At 65.1% G+C, this 20,280-nt stretch carries 19 protein-coding genes and 2 pseudogenes; 10 read left to right on the top strand and 11 right to left on the bottom strand.

The window, feature by feature from the left end; translation table 11 throughout:
* Positions 1-5 precede the first annotated feature (5 nt).
* A complete protein-coding gene (locus ACOYYX_RS24320) occupies positions 6-1,658 on the bottom strand; it encodes a hypothetical protein (protein WP_422924537.1) in 1,653 nt (550 codons plus the stop codon).
* Between the two features lie 148 nt (positions 1,659-1,806).
* Between ACOYYX_RS24320 and ACOYYX_RS24315 the strand changes: the two are divergent.
* Positions 1,807-3,135: pseudogene (locus tag ACOYYX_RS24315) on the top strand (IS701 family transposase).
* A 97-nt stretch (positions 3,136-3,232) separates the two neighbouring features.
* Here the strand turns inward: ACOYYX_RS24315 and ACOYYX_RS24310 are convergent.
* The 3 genes from ACOYYX_RS24310 to ACOYYX_RS24300 all read right to left on the bottom strand — a co-directional run bounded on the left by ACOYYX_RS24310 (position 3,233) and on the right by ACOYYX_RS24300 (position 6,417).
* Positions 3,233-4,552 (bottom strand): neutral/alkaline non-lysosomal ceramidase N-terminal domain-containing protein, encoded by a 1,320-nt coding sequence (locus ACOYYX_RS24310; protein WP_422924536.1) that lies wholly within the window; start codon positions 4,550-4,552, stop codon positions 3,233-3,235.
* Positions 4,553-4,734: 182 nt separating this feature from the next.
* A complete protein-coding gene (locus ACOYYX_RS24305; protein ID WP_422924535.1) occupies positions 4,735-5,847 on the bottom strand; it encodes an AbrB family transcriptional regulator in 1,113 nt (370 codons plus the stop codon).
* The gene (locus tag ACOYYX_RS24300) at positions 5,848-6,417 is read right to left on the bottom strand and encodes a hydrolase (protein ID WP_422924534.1); all 570 of its coding nucleotides are present in this window, start codon (positions 6,415-6,417) and stop codon (positions 5,848-5,850) included. It abuts the gene before it with no gap.
* 862 nt (positions 6,418-7,279) lie between these two features.
* On the opposite strand from ACOYYX_RS24300, the pseudogene ACOYYX_RS24295 reads away from it, so the two are divergent.
* A pseudogene (locus ACOYYX_RS24295) lies at positions 7,280-8,611 on the top strand (IS701 family transposase).
* Between the two features lie 625 nt (positions 8,612-9,236).
* Here ACOYYX_RS24295 and ACOYYX_RS24290 read toward each other — a convergent pair.
* Entirely contained in the window at positions 9,237-9,851 is a 615-nt protein-coding gene (locus ACOYYX_RS24290) for a hypothetical protein (RefSeq protein WP_422924532.1), read from the bottom strand.
* A 1,094-nt stretch (positions 9,852-10,945) separates the two neighbouring features.
* Between ACOYYX_RS24290 and ACOYYX_RS24285 the strand changes: the two genes are divergently transcribed.
* On the top strand, positions 10,946-11,881 hold the full coding sequence (locus ACOYYX_RS24285) for a tyrosine-type recombinase/integrase (protein ID WP_422924530.1): 936 nt from the start codon (positions 10,946-10,948) through the stop codon (positions 11,879-11,881).
* A gap of 143 nt (positions 11,882-12,024) precedes the next feature.
* On the opposite strand, the gene ACOYYX_RS24280 is transcribed toward ACOYYX_RS24285, so the two are convergent.
* Entirely contained in the window at positions 12,025-12,351 is a 327-nt protein-coding gene (locus ACOYYX_RS24280; RefSeq protein ID WP_422924528.1) for a hypothetical protein, read from the bottom strand.
* A gap of 193 nt (positions 12,352-12,544) precedes the next feature.
* On the opposite strand from ACOYYX_RS24280, the gene ACOYYX_RS24275 reads away from it, so the two are divergent.
* The 7 genes from ACOYYX_RS24275 to ACOYYX_RS24245 are packed head-to-tail and all read left to right on the top strand — an operon-like array spanning position 12,545 to position 15,716.
* Positions 12,545-13,666 carry a hypothetical protein gene (locus ACOYYX_RS24275; protein ID WP_422924526.1) on the top strand — a complete coding sequence of 374 codons (1,122 nt, stop codon included), beginning with the start codon at positions 12,545-12,547 and terminating at the stop codon, positions 13,664-13,666.
* A complete protein-coding gene (locus ACOYYX_RS24270) occupies positions 13,663-13,956 on the top strand; it encodes a hypothetical protein (protein WP_422924524.1) in 294 nt (97 codons plus the stop codon). The genes ACOYYX_RS24275 and ACOYYX_RS24270 overlap by 4 nt, the downstream gene beginning before the upstream one ends.
* Positions 13,953-14,678, top strand: a complete 726-nt coding sequence (locus tag ACOYYX_RS24265) for a hypothetical protein (protein ID WP_422924522.1) — start codon at positions 13,953-13,955, stop codon at positions 14,676-14,678. The genes ACOYYX_RS24270 and ACOYYX_RS24265 overlap by 4 nt, the downstream gene beginning before the upstream one ends.
* A 15-nt stretch (positions 14,679-14,693) precedes the next feature.
* Positions 14,694-14,960: a hypothetical protein gene (locus ACOYYX_RS24260; RefSeq protein WP_422924521.1), complete on the top strand. Its 267-nt coding sequence runs from the start codon at positions 14,694-14,696 to the stop codon at positions 14,958-14,960.
* On the top strand, positions 14,957-15,310 hold the full coding sequence (locus ACOYYX_RS24255) for a hypothetical protein (RefSeq protein ID WP_422924520.1): 354 nt from the start codon (positions 14,957-14,959) through the stop codon (positions 15,308-15,310). The genes ACOYYX_RS24260 and ACOYYX_RS24255 overlap by 4 nt, the downstream gene beginning before the upstream one ends.
* The gene (locus tag ACOYYX_RS24250) at positions 15,307-15,519 is read left to right on the top strand and encodes a hypothetical protein (protein ID WP_422924518.1); all 213 of its coding nucleotides are present in this window, start codon (positions 15,307-15,309) and stop codon (positions 15,517-15,519) included. Before ACOYYX_RS24255 ends, ACOYYX_RS24250 begins: the two co-directional genes overlap by 4 nt.
* Positions 15,516-15,716, top strand: a complete 201-nt coding sequence (locus ACOYYX_RS24245) for a hypothetical protein (protein ID WP_422924516.1) — start codon at positions 15,516-15,518, stop codon at positions 15,714-15,716. The genes ACOYYX_RS24250 and ACOYYX_RS24245 overlap by 4 nt, the downstream gene beginning before the upstream one ends.
* 84 nt (positions 15,717-15,800) lie before the next feature.
* Here the strand turns inward: ACOYYX_RS24245 and ACOYYX_RS24240 are convergent, their stop codons facing one another.
* The 5 genes from ACOYYX_RS24240 to ACOYYX_RS24220 are packed head-to-tail and all read right to left on the bottom strand — an operon-like array spanning position 15,801 to position 20,280.
* Positions 15,801-16,082, bottom strand: a complete 282-nt coding sequence (locus ACOYYX_RS24240; RefSeq protein ID WP_422924514.1) for a hypothetical protein — start codon at positions 16,080-16,082, stop codon at positions 15,801-15,803.
* The gene (locus ACOYYX_RS24235) at positions 16,079-17,080 is read right to left on the bottom strand and encodes a hypothetical protein (protein WP_422924512.1); all 1,002 of its coding nucleotides are present in this window, start codon (positions 17,078-17,080) and stop codon (positions 16,079-16,081) included. Before ACOYYX_RS24235 ends, ACOYYX_RS24240 begins: the two co-directional genes overlap by 4 nt.
* Entirely contained in the window at positions 17,077-17,496 is a 420-nt protein-coding gene (locus ACOYYX_RS24230) for a DUF3303 domain-containing protein (protein ID WP_422924510.1), read from the bottom strand. The genes ACOYYX_RS24235 and ACOYYX_RS24230 overlap by 4 nt, the downstream gene beginning before the upstream one ends.
* 16 nt (positions 17,497-17,512) lie before the next feature.
* Positions 17,513-18,373 carry a hypothetical protein gene (locus tag ACOYYX_RS24225; protein WP_422924508.1) on the bottom strand — a complete coding sequence of 287 codons (861 nt, stop codon included), beginning with the start codon at positions 18,371-18,373 and terminating at the stop codon, positions 17,513-17,515.
* Complete coding sequence (locus tag ACOYYX_RS24220; RefSeq protein ID WP_422924507.1) at positions 18,373-20,280, bottom strand: phage tail tape measure protein; 1,908 nt, start codon at positions 20,278-20,280, stop codon at positions 18,373-18,375. Before ACOYYX_RS24220 ends, ACOYYX_RS24225 begins: the two co-directional genes overlap by 1 nt.

Here is a 20,280-nt window from a genome sequence, read left to right as displayed (position 1 = left end):
CCCGTCTATCTTGATCCACCATCCGGGCCCCTGACCGGAACTTCGGCGCCGACGTCAATCCAGGCTCGATCCCGGATCGCGTCGGCCTCGATGGAACCGATGATCGCGAAGGCCTCGTTCCATTGACCTGCCTCGGCGCGGGCGATGGCGAGGCCTCTTCGCACTTCGTCGCGCATCTCGGCGTTGGGCAGGGATTCGATGACGCGAAGGGCCCCGTCCTTGTCGCCGAGGCGTGTCCGGATGCGGGCGGCGGTCGTCGCCGAGTGCGTGGCGGGCTCGGGCTTGGTCCAGTAGCGGCGACGCTCCTCGGGGATGCGCAAGGCCGCGGCCAGGCAGGCGTTGGCCTCGCGGAAGGCGGCGTCGAAGGTCACGCGGGAGGCCTGGGGACCATGTGGGACGGCCTCGGCTATAGCCATCTCCTCGAGGAGGTCGGCCTTCATGACATCGGCGACTTCGGGTGATTTGTCGGCGGGGAAGATGACCTCGGTGAGGTCTCGAGCCTTGTCGAGAGCCTTCGCCCGCACCAGGACGTCGACACCGAGATGAGCCGGCCAGGGCTGCACTCGCCCGCCTCGCTCACTGCAGAAGGGGACGGCCATGTCGACCGAGGCGATCGCGCCGGCGAGGTCGCCCGCCTCGCGCTGGAGGTCGGCGATGTGGATGTAGGCGAGGGCGATCGTCGCACGTCTCGTTCCCAAGGGATGAGGCGGATCCTTGATCTTGGGAGCCTGGGAGATTGTCTCGAGGGCTTCCTTGAAGCGGCCCATCCTCGCAAGGGCCTCGGCGATCGTGCCGTAATCATCGGCTCGCGACCAGTACGTCTCACCCGTCACGGGGCGACCGGGCAGTCCCGCGTCGTCGACGGCCTTGCGGGCGGCGTCGAAGAGGGGTCGCGCGGCCTCGCCGTCCTTTCGCGGGACGGTCTTGAGCAGCTCGACCAGGAATCCCCTGCGCACGGCCTCGGGATCGGTGAGGGGGCCTTGAAAGTCCTCGCTGGTCAGGACGTCATGGACGGCTCCCTTATAGTCGCCGCACCAGGCCATGAGATACGTAATCTGGAAGAAGTCGCCGCGGGCCTGGAGGACCTGGCTCCTGAGGATCTCGCGATCCTTGGCGCGGCCTTCCTCGGCGTACTTGCGATATCGCCAGATCGTCGAGGCCGAAGCATCAAGCCCCTGGGTGCGGATCTGGGCCAGGACGATCTTCCCCCAATCCCAGGGCCTCTGGCCGAAGTCGGGGGCGGCGAGCAGGTCGACCCCGCGGAGGAAGGTTTTGTGTGCGGCCTCACGCTCGCCCGCCGCGGCCTGGGCCTCGGCGACCTGGATGATCGGATGAGGCTTCCGGCTCAGGACGATGTCCCGGACCTTGACCTGCGCCGCGGCATCGGCCGCGGCGGCGAAGGCCTCGCTCGCGGCCTGCTTCTCACGCCGCCTCGCCCGAGCCTGGCCAATCCGCAACCAGGCGTCGGCCTGTTCGACCGGTGTCGTGATTCGCTGGACCGACTCGGTGGCCCGCCGGAGGATCTCCCCGACCGGATCCTGAGGCCCGGTTTGTGGTTCGGGTTCAGCCCCGGACGCGAACGCCCCAGCGGTCAGGCAGAGCGCCAGGGCCCAGGTCGATCGTCGCGCCGTCGAGAGTCCGCGAGCCAATGAAGACATGGCCGATCCTCCCGGAGATGCTCAAAGCTGTACTTTCCGCGACTTGAAGTATGCGTAGGGTTGAGATGTGGCGAGTAGACGGGGGCCGGCCCGGGCGGGACGATGGCGGTTACCACACTGCCTGACACCCCGAGCGGAGCCGGCCCCCATGACATCCTCGCATCCGACGCCCGCCCCTTGCCAGTGGTTCGCATGGCTCGCCGACGTCCTCGATCGCCGGACCGCACCGAGGCTCGCGCTCCTGCTCCTCGGCGCCGTCCTCGCCCGCGGCCGACGCACCGTCACCGCCTGGATCCGCGCCGCCGGCCTCGGCGACGAGTTCCGCTCCTGCTACACCGCCGCGGCCGCCGCCGGCAAGGAGGCCGATCGCATCGCCGCACGCCTGCTCATCGCGGCGGTCAGGCCGCTGCTCCGGGGTCCACCCGGCTGGTCCTCGCCCTGGATGACACCCCGACGAAGCGGCACGGCCCGCACGTCCAGGGGGCCGGCGTCCATCACAACCCCACCCCCGGCCCGGCCGGCTCCCCTACGTCTACGGCCACGTCTTCGTCGTACTCGGGCTCCTGGCGACGCACCCGGCCAGGGGCGTCGTGGCCCTGCCCCTGCTGTCCCGACTCTACGTCCGCAAGGCGGACCTGCCGGCCATCGACCCCCGGCACCGGCCCGAGTTCCGCACCAAGCTGCAGATGGCCGTCGAGCTGCTCCGATGGGCCCAGTCCTGGCTCGACCTGCTGGGCCTGCCGATCTGGGTGGTTGCCGACGGAGCCTATGCCAAGAGGGGTTCCTCAAGCCGGCGAAGTCCCTGGGTATGACGGTCGTGAGCCGGCTCCGCAGGGATGCGGCCCTGCGGACCCTGCCCGGGCCGAAGCCGCCGGGCCGACGCGGCCCGGCCCCGACCTACGGCCCGGATGCGATCGACCTGGCCAAGCGGGCCGGCCAGCGTCGTGGCTGGTCCACCGGCACGTTCGAGCTCTACGGGGAAGATGTGGTCAAGCCGCTACAAGACGTTCACGGCGACCTGGAGGCCGGCCGGGGCGCGATCCGGGTGGTCCTGGTGGACGAGCCGAAGGGATGGAGGGCGTACTTCTGCACCGACACGCGGGCGAGCGTGGCGGAGATCCTGGGGATGGTGGCCGATCGCTTCAGCCTGGAGATCGCCTTCCGCGACTGCAAGCAGGTCGTCGGGGCCGGGCAACAGCAGGTGCGGTTGATCCGTGCGAACGTCGGGTCGTTCCACATCTGCCTGTGGACGTTCACCCTGACCGAGGCGTGGGCGTGGTCGAGGGAGGATGGGGAGTTGGTAGACCGCTCGGCCTCGCCGTGGGACAGCCCGTCGCGTCGCCCGAGCCACGCGGATAAGCGCCGGGCGTGGCGTCATGCGCTGCTGGGCGAGGAAATCCGCGCGGTTCTACGCCCGGGGGCCACCGAGGAGGAGATTCAGGCCGTCGCTGCCAGGCTGCTCAGCCTGGCAGCATGACATATACATTCTCACGGAAAGTACAGTCAAAGGGATCGACACAATCATAGACGTTCCTTCCATGACGGATCAATTTCCTTTTCCGGGAGTAACCGGCTCAACGCGACTCGCCGGCGAACTTCCCCTGGAGTTTGTAGAGGTTGATGAGCGCCCGATCCATCATCTGCTCGCCCGCCCCGACCTCGGCGAAGGAGACACCCGGATCGGCGCCGTAGCCTCCTTCCGACGCGGCCTCGATGGTCGGGAAGTACATGCTGTGGCCGTTGCAGTAGCCGAAGAACAAGGTGTTCTTCACGTACGAACGGGCCTTCAGCCGATTCGCGTGGTTGCAGAAGAACTCGCCCGAAGCGCCCACGAGGGCGAGGTCGCCGTTGATGAGAACCGTATCGAGTTCGGCCGTGAGGCCTTCGCCGAATTGCTTGACATAGTTGCGGCTGAGCTCGGGGAAGAAGGCCCGTTCATAGGTGCCGGAGACCTTCGGATCGTGAAGGTCGATTCGCGTGGCGAACTTGAACTCGTCGACCATACCCTTCAACGAGGGAGTCTTGGGGATCTCGGTCTTGATCGAGCGGGCCAGGGAAATGACGTGGCCGGCCAGCGTCTCGCCGAAGCCCTTGGGACCGGTTGGCCCGTCGCCGACGTTCGTGCTCATGTCACCCGCCGCCCCTTGCATGAAGACGCACTTCGCGGCGAGTTCCGCCTCCACCTTATCCTTGAGGAACCCGGGATAATCGGCCGAATACTTGAGGATTTTCGTATCCGTCATGACCGGGTGCGCGGCGAAGTTTACGAGGACCGCGATCGGCTTGCCCTCGAGGTCGTCGAACCGGATGACGCCGAGATTGGGGTCGGTGGGCTTGGGCTCTCGCTTGCTCTGGCGGTTCCGGTTCAGATTCAGGGACTCCGAACCCACGCCGATCTTCGCCGGTTTCAGATGCGCGTCGGCCTCGAGGATCGCCTCGACCAGCAGGCCCGGGAGTTTCCTGGTATACGCCAAGGCCACGTCGAACTTGCCCTTGCCGAGGCCTTCCTCGTCGGTGAGTTCGAGGACGGGGCCGTGGTGGGTGTGGCTCCCCGAGATCAGGACGTGGCGGATCCCGGCCTTCCCGGCGATCTCCTTGCGGATCTCCTTCATCATGGCGGCGGTCGGCCCGCGCCCGAGGTCGATCCCCACGAGGGCCACCTTGTCGGCCCCCGCCGCGATGACGATCGCCTTGGCCCTCAGCGGGTCGAGCGCCCCTTCGGCGGGGGAGTCGTGCCGGGCGCTGTACCCCCACATCGGCACCCCGCTCGGCGGCGTGATGTCCCGCTCGCCGGCCCCGACCCGGAAGCCGTCGTCCGCCCTCGCACCCGATACGAACGCCCCGGCGATACCCAACGCCAGCAGGCAAGCCCTCGCGAATCCGATCATCGTCATCCCACTCTCTCTTGAGTCCCGGTGCTGCGACGAAACCGCATGTTCCGCGGCTCGGACCGTGGAGTCAAGAGAGTGCGGGTTCGGCCGCTCTCTGAGATAACGCGAAGCAGCTCACGGCATCATGGATGATAAGTAACCGGCGTATACACCAAATGCCAATCTATATTATGGCATAACCAGCATCATGATCCGACATCGTCGATCATCGAACGTGCGGCGACAAACTTCGCAAGCGTTGGTCCAAAGCAAAGGACGACGATCAGTCGGACGGTCTGCAATCCCATGACGAACGGAAGGTCGACGTCGGTGGAGGCCGCGATCACGGCCGCGGCGTCGACGCCGCCGGGGCTCGTGGCGAGGTACGCGGTGAGGAGTTCGGTGCCGGCGACTCGGTGCAAGAGCAGGGCGGACCCGCCGCAGAAGGCGATGAGAGCGGCGATCGCGACGAGCATCGTCGGGAGGGATCGGACAGCGTGGACTAGGCCGCTCCTCGTGAACTGGAGGCCGACGCTCCAGCCCAGCAACGCGAACGTCCCCAGCAGGAGCCAAGGGGGCAGTTCGATCTCCACGGCGCCCGCCCCATGGAGGATCGCCCCGCCCACCATCGGCACGATCAGGACGCCCGAGGGGATCTTGAGCCAACGCGCGAGCAACACTCCGCCCCCGCCGATCGCCAGGGTCTCGACGAACGGGATCAGTCGCAAGGCCGGGAAATAGACCGGCTCGTGCCGGATGGCCCCGGTGCTCCCGATCCAGAAGCGTGCGATCAACGAGGCCAGGAACGCCACGCAGATGACCCGGATATATTGCATGAAGGCGACGAGCCGGGGGTCGCCACCGTGAGATTCAGCCATGAGCATCATCGCGGATGACGCCCCGGGCGAGAGCCCCCAGATCGCCGTCGTCCCCGGCAAGAGCCGACGACGGTGCAGGAGCCAGCCGATCGCGCTACTGGCAAGGAGCGTCGAGAACGTCACGGCCAAAAACATCGGCCATTGCCGGGCGAACATCGCCAGGACCGACCTTGTGACCAGGCCGGCGACCATGCACCCCATGATCGCCTGGGCCCCGACCAGCAACCGGGGCGAAACCCGGATCGAACCCCCGTTCATGCCCACGACGATCCCGGCCACCATCGGCCCGAGCAGCCACGCCCCCGGGAGCCCCGCGCGGAGCATGATCAGGATGAGCCCCGCCGACCCTACGACAAGGAGCCCCCATTGTCGCAACGCGACCGCGGCCGAGAGGCTCTCTCGCCCCCTCGCCTTCGCCTCCGCGATGGTCGTGTCTCGCATCTATTCATCCTTGAATGAGAGAGCGGCCGAGGTCGTGACGATCGCGATTCGGGGCATGATCTGCTGGATCGCAAAATCATGCATCTCGGCGGTGAAGCTCGAGGTCGTATCCTCGACGATGACGAGCCGATACCCGTGTTCCCACGCAGCCCGGGCCGTCGACTCGACGCCCAGGTTCGTCGCGATCCCCCCCAGGACAATCGTTTGCACGCCCCTGCGTCGGAGTTGCAAATCAAGCTCCGTGCCGTAGAACGCCCCCCATTGTCGCTTGGTGATGAGGAAGTCGCCCGGCTGCTGCAGCCCTTCGGGCAGCGTCGCGAAATCCTCCGGGAATCCGCCCTCAGGTATCGGCATCGGCTTATCCGCCGGCGGCCGCAGCGCATCGCCGAGATCCCTCGACCAGCAGGCCCGGACCCAGACCACCATCGCCCCCGCATCCCGAAAACGCCCCGCCAGTTCGGTCGCCCTCCCAAGAACCTCCGCCCCCGAATACGGCGCCACGTCCCGCCTCAGCACCCCCTTCTGCAGATCGATCATCACCAGCGCCGTCGTGCGAGGATCGAGTTTCATCGCCGGAACCTCCTTGCTATCAAGGCAATCGCCGCGAGCCTCGTAGGCCCCGAAACATGAGGGGCGACTCACAAATCTATTTTATGAGGACACCCTCGCAAAAGTCAAGAATGTGCGGCTCCAGCGACGCCCCCGCTCAACACGCAGGCTTGAACTGGTTAATCGTCGATCGCCTCCTGGCCGGGTTCCCCGCGAGCGGAGATGCACGCGATGCCCTGGGGTTGAGGCTGGTCGAGCCGCACTAACTCGGGGACGTCTCGAGCCGGATCGCGGCGGGGACCCGGAGCCGGCCTGAGGTTCGCTCAAAACTCGTTTCGAACCGCTTCGGATGCGAGGATGTCATTGAAGACTGGCACGAAGTCGGTCTTTAACTCCAAAGTATCCGCCATCGCTTCTTGAATTCCGGTGGCACAGGCTCTGGAACTCCTCGGACATAGAGCCATGATTGGACTCCCTCCTCTGTTGCTTGCTTCCCTCCCTCGCGGGACTTCGTGCTCGGTCGGGCGAGTCAGCAAACCGACGATGCGGTGCTCATGGTTATCGCCGAGGCAGACTATGGGATGAAAGCCAAGTCAACGATGCAGGAGCTTCGAATCATTCGCGACAATGGATCTGTTACTGCCGAGGTCAGCGGTCAATTGTTCGAGGTCCTTACGCTAACTCGATATTCGGAGCCCGACGATCACACCCCCTTTAGCAAGCCTGATCCTTACGCTTACGCCCCTCACGGTTACTCTGGTCCTGTACTTTCCGCGACTTGAAGTATGCGTAGGGTTGAGATGTGGCGAGTAGACGGGGGCCGGCCCGGGCGGGACGATGGCGGTTACCACACTGCCTGACACCCCGAGCGGAGCCGGCCCCCATGACATCCTCGCATCCGACGCCCGCCCCTTGCCAGTGGTTCGCATGGCTCGCCGACGTCCTCGATCGCCGGACCGCACCGAGGCTCGCGCTCCTGCTCCTCGGCGCCGTCCTCGCCCGCGGCCGACGCACCGTCACCGCCTGGATCCGCGCCGCCGGCCTCGGCGACGAGTTCCGCTCCTGCTACACCGCCGCGGCCGCCGCCGGCAAGGAGGCCGATCGCATCGCCGCACGCCTGCTCATCGCGGCGGTCAGGCCGCTGCTCCGGGGGTCCACCCGGCTGGTCCTCGCCCTGGATGACACCCCGACGAAGCGGCACGGCCCGCACGTCCAGGGGGCCGGCGTCCATCACAACCCCACCCCGGCCCGGCCGGCTCCCCCTACGTCTACGGCCACGTCTTCGTCGTACTCGGGCTCCTGGCGACGCACCCGGCCAGGGGCGTCGTGGCCCTGCCCCTGCTGTCCCGACTCTACGTCCGCAAGGCGGACCTGCCGGCCATCGACCCCCGGCACCGGCCCGAGTTCCGCACCAAGCTGCAGATGGCCGTCGAGCTGCTCCGATGGGCCCAGTCCTGGCTCGACCTGCTGGGCCTGCCGATCTGGGTGGTTGCCGACGGAGCCTATGCCAAGAGGGGGTTCCTCAAGCCGGCGAAGTCCCTGGGTATGACGGTCGTGAGCCGGCTCCGCAGGGATGCGGCCCTGCGGACCCTGCCCGGGCCGAAGCCGCCGGGCCGACGCGGCCCGGCCCCGACCTACGGCCCGGATGCGATCGACCTGGCCAAGCGGGCCGGCCAGCGTCGTGGCTGGTCCACCGGCACGTTCGAGCTCTACGGGGAAGATGTGGTCAAGCGCTACAAGACGTTCACGGCGACCTGGAGGCCGGCCGGGGGCGCGATCCGGGTGGTCCTGGTGGACGAGCCGAAGGGATGGAGGGCGTACTTCTGCACCGACACGCGGGCGAGCGTGGCGGAGATCCTGGGGATGGTGGCCGATCGCTTCAGCCTGGAGATCGCCTTCCGCGACTGCAAGCAGGTCGTCGGGGCCGGGCAACAGCAGGTGCGGTTGATCCGTGCGAACGTCGGGTCGTTCCACATCTGCCTGTGGACGTTCACCCTGACCGAGGCGTGGGCGTGGTCGAGGGAGGATGGGGAGTTGGTAGACCGCTCGGCCTCGCCGTGGGACAGCCCGTCGCGTCGCCCGAGCCACGCGGATAAGCCGCCGGGCGTGGCGTCATGCGCTGCTGGGCGAGGAAATCCGCGCGGTTCTACGCCCGGGGGCCACCGAGGAGGAGATTCAGGCCGTCGCTGCCAGGCTGCTCAGCCTGGCAGCATGACATATACATTCTCACGGAAAGTACAGTCTGGTCATCAAGCCCGACTGTTCGCGTGCGCACTACTCCTTCGCATGCACGCAGATCCGCAGCACGGGTTCCTTGACTCTAATGACAAGTCCACGTTGGGAAAGTGTCTCGTCAGTGCCAAGGTTCTCGGCAATGAGTTGGGCGAGGCGCTCGCACGTTTCCTGACGTGGCAACTCTCTTCTCTTGAGGAAGGTGATGACGCCAGGTGCATCCAACTCTACGATCCGGTCTTCTACTCACTGGCATTGCTAATTCTAGCAATGCGCCTGCGTCCTGATCGAATGACCGAGAATGAGATTGGCCTGATCGCGGAATGGGTGCTTGCGCAAGAATCACAAGCGCCACGATGGTACCCACCGCCGCCCGTGTCATTCAGTGTTGGTTCGGGCTTCTGGAGACCACTCGCCGCTGAATTGAGGGATGGAATGAGAAGCATTCGTAACGGCAACACTCGGGAACTTCTTGAGATATGCTAGCTAATCCTATCGGAAGACTAATCCACGGCCGTCTCGAACCGGATCCCTGCAACGGGATCGGCTTTCCCAGGCAACCCGAGATCATTTAATCAAAATCTAAAACCATGTAGTACTACAACAGTTCATGGTTGTTGAGGCGACCCGTATACGACTCGTTTTAGCACCACGCTTCGGATGAAAACGGAATCACCATACTCGCGGAAGAACTCTCGGAGATCTTTCGTGCTTGATTTCAGCGTTCCGTCAGAAGTCTCATGCTGATCGTATCCTTTCAAGACATTTGGTTTCTCCTTCAACAACTTCTGCAGTTTCTCAGAATCCAGATGCTGCAAGATCACATAATTTCCATGGAATTCCGCACGGGCGAAGAGGTAGAGCTTACGTTTCTTAACCCCCTCTTCGATTTCAACCATGAAATCCAGATAGAGCCAATCACCGATAAATGATAGCCTTGCGGTCTCCAACTTCGCACTACTGCTACTACCAGTTTTTATGTTGAGAGGTGAGCCGGGCTCCTTACCTTGCTTGGAAATAGTCCATACCTCGTTGGCAAAAGCTACATCATATACAAAACGACCGTTATCAGCAAATTTCCCACTGATCTTTTCCCACGTTCCGAGGAGCCTGGTATCTTCAGCGGAGTTTCCAGGAGTCGCCAATGGCTCGACAGAGAAGAGGATGCATCCAGGGCAGAATGCGATTAGAGAGGCTAAAATCGCAAATCGTATGCGAGACATCGGTAAATCCTTCGAAGCCGTAACCTCAATATCCAGGCATCCGCCGATCGGCTTTGTAACCTTTTCAATCCCGACGTGACAGGCCAAAAACTGGTGTGGCTACTCCCCCTCACAGACTGGTACCTCGGCCCTCGCTCTTACGACCTCATGGGTCATTCGCTTCTCGCGACGGCCATCACAAAGATCTGCTCCATCTGATCCATCTAAGATTTCACGTCGAGGTGCTGCAGACCGCGGCCGTCCCGGCCGAGTTGAAGGCCAGGGAGAGCGTTCTATTCCAAGGACCTGGTGAGTAGAAAGTCGTCACCGCACATCGCGGGGAAAGGCGACGAGGTGGGTGAGGCGGATGTTATCGCAATCGCATCGAATGGACGTGAGCGGACTGGGCCACGAGCCTCGATCGGTTGCGAAGGCCGTCGCGATCTCGAGTAATTTGGGATACGGGCGACCGCGAATCGGCCGAGCAAACCGCAATTGGGCGCATGCCGTTGGGCGATTCCGGTCATCCCAACCGCGACTACCCTTCAAATGAAACTGTGGTCGCCAGCCCTTGCCGCATCATAAGGCTAATCGCTTCCACTCCACCAAAGGGTATCGTCTGCGGGGTTTCCGCGATGCCGTCAATCCACCAATTCGCCACAGCCAACAAAATCCGACCAAGATACCTGGGACTCAAGACTCGGAGTCACCAAAATTCCGGCGACCGCCGGGACCACTTTCTTCATGATATCCCGTTCGAAATGCAAAAGGACAGGCCAAGGCCTGTCCTTCATGGTCGGAACCGCGTCAAAGAGTCGGCTGTCTTTGATAAGAAGGGTTTATTCAGACAAACTCAGTTCTTCCAAGGACTTACGAAAGAGTGGAGCGGACCGGGATCGAACCGGCAACCTTCGCATTGCGAAGCGAGGGTCAAAATTCTTTCATATTTCATCTAGTTTTCCGCATTTGCTTCGTTTGCCGCCTTTCCCGGACCCTCGGATTCGCGCCGGCCCGCAGACTTTTTTCGGGGTTTTTCCGGCATCGTGGCGGGGCGTCGGATCCTACACTCGGGATCCCTGATCTCCCCGTCACTGCACGTAAACGGATTGATTTGCATGACTCCTGTCGATCTTGCGGATTTATACGAAGAGTTAGAGACGATCTATTCCACCGGGAATCACGCCAAGAAGACGCTCACGAAGGTGCGCCAGATGCTCAGGCTGCTCGGGGAGTTGCCCGAGGAGGACGGGCACCCGAGGCCCTCGTCGACGCGGGACCTGACGACGGCGAACATGGCGAGGTTCATCAAGCGGCGGCTGGGCGCGGGGCTGGCCCGGAACACGGTCCGGGGGGACATCGCCTACCTCAAGACGATCTGCACCTACGCCATCGAGCAGGGCTACCTGGACCGCGCGCCGGCCTGGCGGCGGATGCGGATCCGCGAGGAGCCGACGAAGATCAACGTCCCCATCTCCGTCGAGCAGGCGGAGCGGCTGTTCGACCTGCTGTATCGGCGATCGATCGACTGGGAGGGGCATCGGCTCTTCGCCCTCTACGCCGTGCTGCTGATGACCGGCGTGCGGCGACAGGAGGCGCTCCGGGCCCACATCCGGGACGTGAAGCTGGGCGAATCCAAGCTCGACCTGGTCGTGCGGGACGCCCGCTTCAAGACGGTCGAGTCGGAGAAGTGGGTGCCCATCCCGCCGCTGCTCGGGGAGATCTTGCGCGAGTGGATGCCGCGCTCGAAGTCGAAATGGCTGTTCCCGGGCGTGCGCCGCAAGGGCCCTTGGACCGACGGGCAGGCGGGCAACAAGGCGCTCGACCAGCTGCAGTCGGCGGCCAGGGAGGCGGGCATCGAGAAGCTGACGATGCACGGCCTGCGTCACACTTTCGGGACGCACGCCCTGGTGCACTTCAAGATCGAGCTCTGGGCCGTCCAGCGGTTCATGCGGCACACGGATTCGCGGACGACGCAGCGTTACCTGCGGATCGACTCGCCCGAGCCGCTGATCGAGCGGGCCAGCGTGATCAACTATCGCATCGCCAGGTAGCCAACCGCCCCGGGTGCGGGGGAGGGGATTCGTGGGGGTTCCCACTCCCCTCCCCCGGTCGGGGCCCCCTCGCGATTTCGCGGGAAGGGGTGCGAGGTTTCGCCAACCGGAAAACTCTCGCCGGAATTTCTTATCACGCTTGCCTAGGCTGCCGATCTACCATTCTGAGCGACGGCGCTCCGCACCTCGTCGGAGACGGTGGGGCGGCGGCAACCCCTGAGCTTCGGACCCAGCAGCGCGACGACGAGGTCGCACGACTCCATACGCAGCTCCGAGGCGCAGACGTCGATCAGGCTGACCATCCAGACGGGCAGGCTATAGGTCACCTTGACCTTGGCTTCCTTCTGCCCCCTCGTCACCTTCTCCGCCGGCTTATCAATGGAATCGTTGACGGGTTGAACCGTCGGCTGTTCTTCCTGAACGCCCTCCTGCTCGGGGCCCCTTCGACCTGTCTTCTTGGCAGGCTCCATCCCATCGTCCTCCCGTTGAATGAGTCGACGAGTCGACGCAACCGCGCGTCGGCTTGCCACTCCCCACCCTGATCGGTCCGCCGACTGATCGACCTTTCGTTCATCTGTCAATTCGTCCAGTCGAATCCGAATCGCCACGGGCGAGGGGGCTGCGCCTGCGACGGCCCCCCGCCTGACACCGGAGAGACCCAGCATGCGCCCGACGAAAGGGGAGGGGATCCCTCCCGACGATACGTGCGAACCCGCGCTCATGACGCCCCGGCGTCTGGCCAATGAAGTCCTGTCGATCACGGGCGAGCTGGCCAAGCTCATCGCCCGCGTCCAGGGGGTCGCCGCCTACGTCGATCACGCGAGCCTCGATACCACGGTAACGGGCATGACGTCCGACCTGGCTAACCTCGGGAAGATCCGGGGGAAGATCCTGATCGGCGAGATAAAGATCGTCGCCGGCCGCGACGATGCCGCCGGCCGGGACCGCTACCCGCTGTACGAGAAGCCGGACGGCACGCCCCGGACGAACGGCAAGCCCGACAAGAAAGGCAGGCGGAGCAAAGCCCCTGCGATCGCCCCGGGCTCCCCAGCGGCCAAGGTCATCCACGCCCTGCACACGGGAGGCCCTATACCGCCACAGGACGCGTCGTCGGAGTCGGATGACAAATCGTCCGGGTCGGAGACGGACGCCCCGGAGACGAGCCAGGAGGGCGGTTCGTCCCCCGATGACGAGCCGGCCCCGCCGGTCGCCCCGACCGACGATGTTTATCTCCTCCCGAACTGCCAGGAGTCTGGCACGTACGAAGCGAGCTCGATCCCGTCGCTCGTGACCCCTGACGCGATGGAACGCAAGCTCATCCGGATCATGAACGGCGCTCCCCCGCACGTCTCAGGGTTCGTCGACGTCGGCCTGCGTCGCTATGCCGTCACGTCGGTCTCCCGATCGGAGAAGGGAAGGACGTTCAAGCTCGTCCCCGTCCAACACCGCATGACATGGGGAGGCCCGCTGAGCAAGGAGAGGCATCCGACCCCGGAGGCCGGATGGTACGGGATCGTGCTGAATTACAAGAGCCATGAATACGTCATGGGGCACAAGTCCCAGGAGTTGACAGTTGTCACCAGCAAGCAACCCGCCCGGAAGCTGACCGACGCGGAGAAGGCCTCGAAGCTTGAGGCATCGAAGGCGAAGGGCGATCGCGAGCTGGCGAGGCTCCTCGACGACGACGATCGCCGGGCCCAGTTCAGGGTCGAGATGGGCCCGTCCGAACCCGACGACTCTCCCGAGACCGAAGACGCCGGCGAACTGGCGGAGGTTGCGTCATGAGGGAGATGACGACCTGGCACCGGGCGATGCTCAGCCCGCTGATGATCGATACCGTCGATGCCATCGAACACAACGATCACATCCTGATGATCGTCACTCTTGACGGGGAGCACTTCCAGCACAAGTTCGGGGAACGCTCGTCCTACTTCCGCACCCGTGTCGAGGCCATCAAGTGGCTGATCGACGTGCTCGAGGTCTCGGTCGAGTTCGCGAACGCCGAGCTCGAGGATTGCCAGAGGAAGCTCCGCAAGGCGAAGGCGTGGGCCGAGCAGGCGGGGGTTTCCGAGTGACGATCGTCGTCCACATCACCCACGTCTCGATCGTCCAGCTTCGGAGCGGCGTCCAGATCGCCGGGTGGAAGGAGTACTCCTTCCACCCGACCTGGGCGTCGAGGACGTCGCACACCGGCGCGTTCGCGATGGTCCGCAACGGGTCGCACCCCCTCACGCTCAAGGTCCCGCACGGATCGAAGCTGACGGACGACGGGCTATTCCTGCGGACCCACTTCAGCCCGTGGGGCCTCGACGCGACGAGCTGCTACCACCTCGCCGAGAAGGGCGAGCGGCTGTTCGGTTTCGTCGACGCCTCGCCGGCGATCGAACGCGCGGAGCCGCCCGTTGTCGTCGACCAGGTCGTCGGCCGAGTCGAGGAGCCGACGGCACCGGCAGACCCGGCCGAGCGGTGGGGGGTCGCCTTCAGCTTCAGCCCCGGCCGCTTCATGAGCTTCCTGGCGCGCGGGGGCCGGCGCGTCAGATCGACCATAGCCCTCGACGAGATCGAGAGCTGGCCCGATCGGAGCGGGCCCGAGGACTGGATCCGGGCGTCGGGCCTGGACCCGGAGCATATCACCGTCGGCCTGGGGATGAAGGCGTATGCCGCCTTGATCCCCGCCGACGCGGACGAGCTGCGGTACGGGATCCAGTTCGAGCTGACGTCCAAGTCGCCGGCCGGCGAACGCCAGGCCGAAAGGCCCGCCAGGCCGGCGACCGTCCAAGCGGCATTCGCGTTCTAACCGGCGGAGATCAGCATGCGCAACATCTATCACTTCATCCGCGGCGTGCAGGCCGTATACCGGCATCGCCTCGAAGAACACCGACTCGGCCGCCACTTCCGCGAGCTGAGTCACCGCTGCCTGTCCCACGGCCATCCCGACCTGGCTAGCCTGATCGCGAAGATCTGGGAGGCCCACCAGCAGGGGGACACGGTCTTCAAGTGCGTCAAGGACGGCACGAACTTCCGATTCCGCACCGTCGACCGCGACGAACCGGCCGCGCCGGCGAGGGGGAGGTCATGAGCGAGAAGCGACCGAAGATCCAGAAAGCACTCGCGAAGATCGCCGAGCCCGAGCCGATCCCGCCTCTCGAAAATCAGATCCTCGTCAGGGTTGCCGTCGTGCTCGAGGGAGTGGCGAGCTGCATGAGGTGCCGTTGCTTGGTCAAGGTGAAGGGGCCGAAGAATTACAAAATCGCGATCGACCTGCACATCGAATGGCTGGAACTGGTCCGCGCGATCGTGCCGAGAGACGCCTTCCTAATGCCGCTCGTCGGCGATCAGTCTTGGTCCGTGGCCCGCCCCGGCCGCGATCACTTCTGCAGCCACGCGATAATCCCGGCCGAAGGAAAGTTCCCGGAGTCCAACTCATGAGTACCTATCCGAAGCTGACGACCTGGTCGCAGCGCGAAACCTTGCCCGACTCGGAAAGCGAGCCGGGCATGCGGTTCAGGTTCGTCGAGGGGGAGCTGGCCCCGCCCTGGCTCTGCGGGGTCGACGGCCATTTCCACCACGCCACCCACGCGGACGCCTTGCGCTGCCGCGTGAAGTCGATCGCCGCCGGCGTCAAGGTGGCCTCATGACGCTCCCCTCGACTCGTCCCCTCTGGGTGATGCTCGAGGGGAATAAGCCCCGCCTCGCCAGCGAGTGCAAGGCGAGCGACATGGAGAACGCGGTGTACTGGTGTCGCGAGGGCGACGAGCGGTGGGAGACGATGACGGACACCGCCCGCCAGACGATGGGGGAGATGCTCCCGAAGAAGCAGAAGAAGAGCGCATGAAAAAACCCCCTCCCACAATCCTTCGTGGGAGGGGGCCTACTCGCGAGTCAGTGGACACAGCCTAACCGGCACGACCGCTACACGTCAACCTATGTTGCGCAAAAACAACGGGCATGCTTTGCATGTCTTGATCGAGACCCGCTGCCCGTCGCGGGCCCCGCCCGCGCACTCGATCCCGCCGCATCCGCAGCCGGGCAACCTCGCGTGCTCGCAGCCGGCGACGACCAGGAGCTTCTCCGCCTCGCTCGGGGCCGGGTCGCTCACGCGCTCGGCCCCGCAGTTCGCCTTGCAAAGGGCGGGCGCGACGATGCCCGCGCAGAACGTCGGGTAGTGCGGGCAGCCCGGGCAGAAGGGGGGACGGCTCATCTCAGCTTCAACCCCCCGGCGCTGCCGGACTGATCGAGCGTGATGCGTTCGCCGCTCCCGCTCGCGAGGTACGAGCCCAGGGGAAGCTCCTCGAGCACGCCGACGCCCGGGAGCTGGATGAACCAGTGGCGGATGACGAAGGGGTCGCAGGTGTCCGCGTCGGGATCGGGCGGGGGACCGTCTTCCTTCGGCGGGGGAGGGAATGGCTGGGACAGGAACGAGGACACCGAATAGGAGGTCGGGAACGCGACCTGGCAATCGTTGATGCCGAAGTAATTGCCGCTCGGTGCCACGATGACGTTGAGGGCGATGATCAGCCGGCACTGCGCCACGTAGGCGTAATCGTAGTTCAGCCGGATCGCATCCCCCACCCGGATGGGGGTCGGCCCCGAGAACCAACCGAAGTCGGCGAACTTGAAGTAGGCCGGATTCGGTCCGACGTCCTGGACGCCCTGGTAGATGCACACCGTCTTCCCGTCCAGGTCGGCCGGAGTCCGCTGATACGTGAACGTCCGCCAGGGCCGGCCCGCCTGCAGCACATCAATTTGGCTGGGGACCGTGCCGCATCCGCTGCAGGGGCCTCCGCCTTCCGGCGTCTTCCTCCCGAGCCGCTTGTAATCGAACCAATACGAGTCGTCGTCGGCGGACTTGCGGAGCTTCACGACCCGGCCGCTCATGTCGGCCGTCTGGCGGAGAGGGTACGCCTTGGTGCCCGTCCGCCCGCCCGGCAGCTCCGCCCAGGTGATCGGCTCGTGGTTGGATTCGCCGGGCTGCGCGTACACCTCGGTGAAGCTGTAGGGCACGCCGCCCCCGTCCTCGTCGCTCGAGAGCCGTGCGTAGAACGGCAGCTCGCGGAGGGCCCGCGAGTCCATCGACGGGCCGAACGCGTCGAGCGTCTGCCCCCGGGAGAGCAGCTCCGCCGCGCGGGCCCGATCGTTGAGGAGCCGGGTCTGGATCGCCCGGCCCGGCCGCTGCCTACCGACGTCGATTGGCTTCATCCGCAGTTGTCCGTCTGGAAGATCAGGAAGCCCGAGTAGTAATCCCGCTCGAGCCAGACGACCGTCGTCCCGTCCGTCGGCAGCTTGTCGCCGAAGTTCTGCTCGATCGCCGGGTCGGCGTCCGCCGTGCCCGACCAGCCTTCGATGTCCAGGTACTGGGTCGGGTCATCCTTGTCCATGTAGACGGCCTGCCAGTCGTACTTGCCGTAGCGTCCCCCGCCCGTGAGCTTCGCGTGGAAGCCGAGCCTGGTCGTCGCGTATTCGAAGGGGACGCCCGCCGCCGTGCCGCCGGCCAGGCCGGGGCCGACCGTCCGCCGCGTCAGGCGCTCGATCTGCTCGTTCGGCCGGTTGATGGTCCGGGCCCGGATCACATGGCCCGGCCGCTGCCTCCCGAGATCCTTGCCGCCGCCCAGCATGCCTCACCTCGGTTCGTCAGGGGGACGCGAGGTCATTGCCGAAGAACCAGCTGTGGCTCGCGTATTCGAACGGGGCCCGGCCCGATCCGTCCTTCTGGCTGTTGACCGTGTGGTATTCCCCGTCGCGTCCCAGGAACTTGTTGAACTCGGTGTCGTCGTTGCCCATGAACTTGTAAGAGACCTTGTACGCCTGATAGCCCGTCATGGGGTCGGCCATCGGGGTCGCCTCGCCCATGCCGACGAACATCAGGCAGCCGCGCGGGAACGTCCTGTCGCTGATGGTGATGTCGTCGGAGTTGATGGTGCCCGCGAGCTTCATGCAGGCGGCGACCGGGGGATAGGGGATGAACTCCCTGGTGATCGTCACCTCCGAGTGGGCCCGGATGATCCCCAGCGAGTTCTCCGCCACCGGCGCGCCGCTGAGGGCGGGCATGTAGAAGGCCCCCCCGGGCGGCGTGAACACCTCCGGGGCCGTCGTGATGTTGAGCGTCGTGAAGGGCGGGTACGACTCGTCCTGGATCCAGGGGGGAACGGTGAACTGGGCCGTGACGAGGGCGAACTTGTACGTCGGCCAGCCGTCGCGCCGGGTGGCCGGCAGCAACCCCTTGATCCCGCCGATCCCCGTGCAGAGGGCCTTGGGGTAGTCCGGCAGCATCGCCGGCTTGAGGAACGTCATGTACGTGCCGTTCAGGGTGACGCCCCCCATGAGCCCGCGTATCAGCTTGAAGCGGGAGGCCCACGGGCACTTGATGATGACCTCCGCCGACACGCCCGACTCCAGCGACACGGATTCGCCGTACGCCTCGCTCCCGTCGGCGCTCGTGAGGTCGTACGAGCAGGCCACGCCGTTGAGGTAGAAGTAATACCCGTTCGACATCACGCCGGTCCTGCGGCGACGGCCGCGTTGGGTTTCGCGTTCTTCTGGGCGTCGAGCAGCTGCTTCTGGGTCTTGAGCTGCTCCTGGTTGACCTTGAGCAGCTTGTCGTCCTTCTTCTCGAAGAAACTCTCTTGGATGTTTTTGACGTAAGAATCCAAGTCCTGATGCTTGGCCTGCTCCTGCTTGCCCTTCTTCTTCTTACCCAGGTCGGGGGCCTCGCCCGTCCCTTCCTTGGCCTTCTCGGGGTCTTTCAGCTCCTGCTTCTTCGCCATGTCGGCGGCGAGCGCGGCCTTGTCGTCCAGCCGCTTCTGCTCGCGGCCGGCCATGCGGTCCATGATCGCCTGGCGCTCGGCGGCGTATCCCGCCGCTTTGCCTTCGTCCTCCTTGAACTCGAACCCCTCGGTGCGGAACCCGACCTTCTCGAACAGGTTCACCTTCACCGCGTCGGCGATGCCCTTCATCGACTCGGGCACCTCCATGCCGATCGCCTCCCAGAACTTGAGCACCATGTTCCCGATGTCGAGGAACTGCTGCGAGAAGGCGAGCCCGATGTACTGGATCGAGTCGAGGAATATGTTCACGAACTGCCCGCTGAGCCACGACGCGAACTGGCCCATGTAGCTCTGCACGCCGTCGATCGACTGGGCAACATCGAGCACCGTGAGCGCGACGATGTCGGACCAGTTCCGGAAGGTGACAGAGAGGACGTCGATCACGTCGACCATCCACTGGACCCACGGGCCGACGGTGCCCCGCGCGGATTCGACGGTGCCGCGGATCGACTGCGCCACCTCGCCGAAGACGCCGGACAGGGCCTTGACCACGGGCAGGAGGTAATCGCCGATCGCCGCCCCGGTGAGCTGGACCTGATTCCAGAGCAGTTGGAGCTGGGCCCACGTGTTCTGCCCCTGGATCTCCACTTCTTTCTGGATGGACGCCTGGGACTTCCATTCGTCGTTGGAAGTCTTGATCGCCTCGTCCAGTTTCTCGGCCACCTGATTGAGCTGGAGGATCGCCCCGGAGGCTTTCACGCCGTCCATCTTCAGGCCACTCAGGGCCTTGAACTTCTCCAGCTTTTCCAGGCTGTTGACGCCCTTGAGCAGCAGCTTCAGGGCTTCGATGGGGTCGGACCTGACGGCGTCGGCGAACTGCTTCGTGCTCACGCCGGCGACCTTGGCGAACTTATCGACCTCGGACGCCATCTTCCCGAAGATCTGGCTGAACGTCGAACCGGCGACCTCGTTCTCGAGGCCCGCGTCCTTGGCGGCGGACGATAGCGCGAGGAGTTTCTGCGGCGAGAGGCCCAGGGTCGCCGCCGTGCCCGCGAGCCGATTCGACACATCCAGGATGTCGCGGCCCGTGGCCGTGCTGCTGTCGTCCAGCTTGTTCAAGGCGCTGGCGAATGATAACGCGTACTCCGGGCCCAGCTTGAATTGGTTCAGAATGCGGGCGATCGAGGTCGCCGCCTCCTCCGCCGGGATGTCATCCAGGGCGATCTTGATTTGCGCGATCGCCTTGGTGTAGGCGAGGATCCCCTCGACGCCCTGGATGCCGAGCCGGCCCGCCATGCCGGCGATTTCGTTGATCTCCTCGTTGGACACGCCGGCCATCGTCGTGCCGATGGACTGCAGCCCGCGCTTGAGGCGTTCGAAGTCCTCGCCGGCCAGGCCGGTCGTCTTGCGGATCGCGGAGTACTGCTTCTCCAGGTCCGCCCCCATCTTCACGGCGGCGGTGGTGCCGGCGGCGACCCCGGCCAGCGCCACCGTGACGCCGCCGAGCCCGAGCGTCGCGCCGGCGGCCATGCCGCCGATGCCGAGCAGCCCGTTCTTCACGCGTCCCAGCGTGCCCTGCAGGGGCTTGTCCCTGCCCGTGATGTCGACGAAGAGTTCGGCGAGTTTGAAGGCCAC

Origin of the sequence: Singulisphaera chitinilytica (genome assembly GCF_049331405.1) — a bacterium.
Lineage (GTDB): Bacteria > Planctomycetota > Planctomycetia > Isosphaerales > Isosphaeraceae > PoT.
The sequence above is the reverse complement of the archived record's forward strand: the minus strand, read 5'-3'. Positions and strand labels throughout refer to the sequence as shown.